Consider the following 4,483-nt stretch of genomic DNA (forward strand, 5'->3'; position numbering starts at 1 on the left):
GAAGGGCGTAAGGCTGCTGCGGAGATCCAGGAGTTCCTGAGTTAAAATCGTTCGGAACTCACGGGCGCCGTGGATAAAGGCAACGATCAAGACACGGCGCGGCTCGATCGATAGATCAAACGGTAGCGTTTTGACGAATAGCTCGCGAATCTCTGGATCGTCCGACTCGGGAATCTTACGGCCGCGGTTCGGAAAGGTCCGTAGCGAGCGCGCGGCGAAGACCGCTTCTTCGGTCAAGGCCGAAGCGTAGCGTGGAGAGTCCCTAGCGATGAACGCTGCGGCACACTCGACTTCCTGCCACGCGGATTCAGCCAAACAACTCTCCGCTTCACTGCGTTACGCGCGTTTCGATCTCGTCCTCACATCAATGAGCTTGCCGTCGGCGGCTTCGCGAAGTCCGCGCTCGATCCGTTCGCGAACGTAGATCGCATACTGGATATCTTCCAGGCTTGCCGTTTCCGGAAGAGTATCGAGCAGGTGTCTCACCTCATCCTTCGCTGTTGGCATGAATTCAGTATAGGCGCGCGCAAGACGACCCCGGCCACCCATCGTCCATGATTGAGTTATGAAGTTCCTCGTCCTGGGTTTCTTGGCAAGAAATGCGATACCATACCGCTCATGTCTACAAATCCGCTCGAAGATCTGTTGCCGCTCGCCAGCAGATACCAGGCTGCGTGGGCCGAACACGGGATTCGGGTATCCGAGCGGCAGTCGGTAATTAACATGTACCTCACAGTGGTGGCCGTTCTCTATGGTTTCTGGTTCACGAGTAAGGAGGGTGAGACGTTGGCTACATTTCTTGTGGTGGCCGTTACCGCCCTAACGGCGAGTTCCTCGGCACTGATTTATATGCACAACCGAGTTCTCCAGCGGCTGACCGGATTCATGCGCAACTGTGAGAATTGCGCAAGCCAATCGATAAGAGATTTAAGCAAGAAAGGTGCCGACGTTTTTTATCCTTACGACGAAGGTAGTCAGGAAGTGTAAAAATTCCACCAAGACCAACGCAAATACCATCGCGTCGTACTCTATGGAATTTTGGGTTTAACAAACCTCTCCGCAATCGCGATTACGGCTTACAAAAATCCTCAATGGCTATCGGGTTTATGCGTGGCAATTCTTGTTCTCGCTTTGTATAAACCGTTCCTTACTCTCAAAGATGACAAAGGAATCAGTAGTGAGGCAGACAAGAAAACACTCCCTCCGGCGGGGGATGAGCGGCCAGGTTCTCGCCAGTAAGGTAGTCATTTTATCCGTGGCGCCCCGCCGCGGCCGCTTCGGCGACAGACTTCGACAATGCCAGACAAGGTCTCACCGAGTTCAACCGCGTCTGCGACCATGCCGGTCGCGACCTATGAGGCGTCTCGCTCTGCGGTCCGGGGATCCTCGCCTATACGAAATCGACGAGTGTCTCAGGCAGTCCTTCAGTGCCGGCATTTTTTACTATTTGGCAAGCAAGATTATGGCGCCGAAGCCTTGATTCCTGGGAATGATTCCAGACCCCTGTCGAAAGTGTAGATCCGATCAATTCCGTTGGCCTGCATCGTCGCGACGATTTGCAGATCGAAAATCTCCGGGCCCTTGACGGGGTTGTGCTGCAACAGATCTATCAGACGCCGCACAGTTTGTGCAGGCGCTGGCAGGATGTGCAGGCCGGGTAGCGCGAGCAGGCTGGAGAGGGTGCCCACGGCGTCGGCGGGAGTGGTCACCCTGGCGACGCGCTTCGGGTTGGTGATGACCGAGTAGAACTCGCAGATTATTTGCGCAGTGACGTAGAGCCGGGCCGCCGGATCGCGTGCCTCTTCGAGCAGGGCGCGGGAGGTTGCGTTTTGCGGCGCGTCGGCGTCAATCGCGTAGGCGAGGACGTTCGCATCGAGGATGCCCGGCTCGACGGGCATCAGTCGAGATCGTCGTAAATGTCGGCGCGCCGCAGCGGACTGATGACGCCGAGATGAAGCAGAGGAATATCGACCAGATTGCCGCGCTCGATCTCGGCCGCGTTGCTGACGCGGGCGAGCTTGCTCAGCTCGTCTTGTAGGTACGCGTCGAGAGAGACTCCGCGCTCTTGTGCCTGCGTCAGCAGACCCCGCCCGATTTCGGGCTTCAATTCGAGTGTGACAGTCATGCCGGACTCTTTCCTTTGTATATCTTCAGAATAGGGCTTTTAAGGTCGGTTGTCACGTTTCCGGCGACTGAAGTGGTAGGGCCGCAATCTCTTTTTTAGGGCCTGCATCCAGTCAGCGCCGGGCGTGTTGGCACGATTCAGTATAAGCGCGCAAGACGACCCCGGCCACCTATCGTCGATGATGGTGTTATGAAGTTCCTCGCTCTAGGTTTCTTCATCGCCGCAGCCGCTTCGGCAACCGACTTCGACAACGCTAGACAAGGTCTCGCCGAGTTCAACCGCGTCTGCGACCGTGCCGGACGCGACCTCTGGGGCGTCTCGCTCTGCGGCCCGATGATCCTCGTCAATCCCGGCACGCACGAGGCTCTCTTCAGCAAAGCGGGCAACATCACAACGGGCAAACTCCCCGAAGATATCCTGATCGCCAACACGTCCGTGCATTACGACGGGGCCGACTGGGCAATGGTCCGGCTCCCGCTGCCGACTGACCCCTACGCGCGTCTGTCGCTACTCGCCCACGAATCCTTTCACCGGACCCAGGATCAACTCCACCTCAGCGGTTCTGACCAACCCAGCGCGCAGTTCGAAACCGAATCCGGCCGCCTCTGGTTTCGCCTGGAACTGCGCGCGGAAGCCGCTGCGCTTCGGGGGTCCGACGCGGCGGCGAAAGACGCGATGCTGTTCCGCCTGGAACGCTATCGCCTTTTCCCCACCGCCGAAGCTACTGAAAGCGGTCTCGAAATCCGCGAAGGGCTCGCCGAATATACCGGCGTCAAAACTGCTCTGAGCGCAACCAACGAGGTAATTAGCCGCACCGCACGTGAAGTCGAGGACGGCGAAGACCGCACTTCGCTAGCTCGCGGTTTTGTGTATTCGACGGGTCCCGCGCTCGGCCTTTTGCTTGACCGCTACTCACCGGGCTGGCGCAGCCACGTAACGATTCTCAGCGTGATGCTTTGCCGTGCATTGCGCGTCACCGCCGCGCCCGGGAACACGGTTATTGCGCGTGCGCGCATCTACGGCTACGACGCCGTCGCCGGCGCCGAACAGGAACGCGCGGTGCGCCACGCCGAGATGGTCAGCGAGATCGAACGCCGTTTTGTCACGGGTCCGTATCTGCAGTTCCCGACAGTTCCGGAACTCAATCGCTCCTTCAATCCCAGCACGCTGGTGGCTGTCCCTCCAAACGGGACCTATTATCCAACCGGCGAGTTCTCCGCCAACTGGGGCAAGCTCTCGGTGGATAGCGGGGCGCTGCTGTCAAACGATAACCGGTCGTTGCGAGTCTCCGTTCCAAGCGACCCCGCAGCCCGTCCGCTGAATGGCGATGGTTGGACGCTGATACTTAACAAGGGCTGGACGGTGCGACAGGGAAGTAAGGGTTACGAGATCACACCTGACGAGTAACTGCTCTTGAGTCTCTAACAACAATCTCCCCGAGCGAAAATCATTTCGCCGACCCGGACGTTTTCAATGGTTGGGATTAGCCGTGTGCGCACTATCCGTACTCGCGACGGTTCCCGGTCTGCTCCGCGATAAGGCCGGCGACCTGATTGCCGATGAGTCAGGCGATCTATATGGAACGACGCCCTCCGGCGGCAGCAAATCGGGCGGAGTTATCTTCGAACTTAAGCCGAGTGGTGCGCAGTAGGAGGGCGAACTGGAAGTCTACCGTTCCTATCACATACCGAGGCGCGAAGGCAACGGAGCGGTCCGGGTGTATAAAGAGTCTCCGGTCGCCACAACCGCTCAGTCGCCTTCGCGGCTCGGTAGGGTGACCGTCGGCTGACCCGCATACTCGCCGAATCGCTTGGAGCCGATATGCGCAATATACCCGTCCGGACGTATCAGTATCCAATGTCCCTCCGGCGTAACGTACTCGCTCGCATGCCCTCCGCGCAGATGATCGAACAGCCTGGCGCCTTCCTTCAGACGCGCATCGGGCATTCGATCGCCGGGATGCAGATTTCCCAGTGGCGTGCCCGACGACAACGAACTCGTCCGGTAATGCAACCGAAGCTGGTCCGTCAACTCACCGCGCTTAAGCGATCGTGTCCGGTGCAACTTTTTGGATAAGCCAAGCACGGCCGCCGCGATCGGCAGACGCTCGGCCTCGTAAGTATCGAGAAGCGAATCGGGTCCGCCCCGCGCTGCATGCGCCAGTTTCCAGCCCAAGTTGTACGCATCCTGCACGCCTGTATTGAGTCCCTGCCCGCCCGCGGGTGGGTGCACGTGCGCCGCATCTCCCGCTAAGAAGACGCGACCCACGCGATACTTGTCGACCATCCGGACGGCAGCCTGATAAGTCGAACTCCAGGCGACGCGGTCCACCCGGAAGCCTGTCGCCTTCTCGACCGC

The 4,483-nt window shown here is 58.9% G+C and carries 8 protein-coding genes; 3 read left to right on the forward strand and 5 right to left on the reverse strand.

All coding sequences use genetic code 11. The annotated features are described in order from the left end of the window. Together H1Y01_RS19475 and H1Y01_RS07685 are read right to left on the reverse strand one after the other, a co-directional pair. A partial coding sequence (locus H1Y01_RS19475) for a type II toxin-antitoxin system RelE/ParE family toxin (protein WP_219341365.1) occupies positions 1 to 237 on the reverse strand: 237 nt, incomplete at its 3' end. Positions 238 to 336: 99 nt separating this feature from the next. After that, positions 337 to 507 (reverse strand): hypothetical protein, encoded by a 171-nt coding sequence (locus tag H1Y01_RS07685; RefSeq protein WP_180539858.1) that lies wholly within the window; start codon positions 505 to 507, stop codon positions 337 to 339. Positions 508 to 618: 111 nt separating this feature from the next. On the opposite strand from H1Y01_RS07685, the gene H1Y01_RS07690 reads away from it, so the two are divergent. Further along, a complete protein-coding gene (locus tag H1Y01_RS07690) occupies positions 619 to 987 on the forward strand; it encodes a hypothetical protein (protein ID WP_180539859.1) in 369 nt (122 codons plus the stop codon). A gap of 473 nt (positions 988 to 1,460) precedes the next feature. Here the strand turns inward: H1Y01_RS07690 and H1Y01_RS07695 are convergent, their stop codons facing one another. Both H1Y01_RS07695 and H1Y01_RS07700 read right to left on the reverse strand, forming a co-directional pair. Continuing rightward, positions 1,461 to 1,898 carry a type II toxin-antitoxin system VapC family toxin gene (locus tag H1Y01_RS07695; protein ID WP_180539860.1) on the reverse strand — a complete coding sequence of 146 codons (438 nt, stop codon included), beginning with the start codon at positions 1,896 to 1,898 and terminating at the stop codon, positions 1,461 to 1,463. Beyond that, entirely contained in the window at positions 1,898 to 2,125 is a 228-nt protein-coding gene (locus tag H1Y01_RS07700; RefSeq protein ID WP_180539861.1) for a hypothetical protein, read from the reverse strand. Before H1Y01_RS07700 ends, H1Y01_RS07695 begins: the two co-directional genes overlap by 1 nt. Before the next feature lie 189 nt (positions 2,126 to 2,314). On the opposite strand from H1Y01_RS07700, the gene H1Y01_RS07705 reads away from it, so the two are divergent. Next, entirely contained in the window at positions 2,315 to 3,532 is a 1,218-nt protein-coding gene (locus H1Y01_RS07705) for a hypothetical protein (RefSeq protein ID WP_180539862.1), read from the forward strand. 82 nt (positions 3,533 to 3,614) lie between these two features. Further along, entirely contained in the window at positions 3,615 to 3,776 is a 162-nt protein-coding gene (locus tag H1Y01_RS07710) for a hypothetical protein (RefSeq protein ID WP_180539863.1), read from the forward strand. A 98-nt stretch (positions 3,777 to 3,874) separates the two neighbouring features. Here the strand turns inward: H1Y01_RS07710 and H1Y01_RS07715 are convergent. After that, positions 3,875 to 4,483, reverse strand: a 609-nt coding sequence (locus H1Y01_RS07715; RefSeq protein ID WP_180539864.1) for an FAD-dependent monooxygenase, incomplete at its 5' end; no start/stop codon positions are given.

It is taken from the genome of Nevskia soli, from assembly GCF_903970205.1.
Taxonomy (GTDB): domain Bacteria; phylum Acidobacteriota; class Terriglobia; order Bryobacterales; family Bryobacteraceae; genus Bog-113.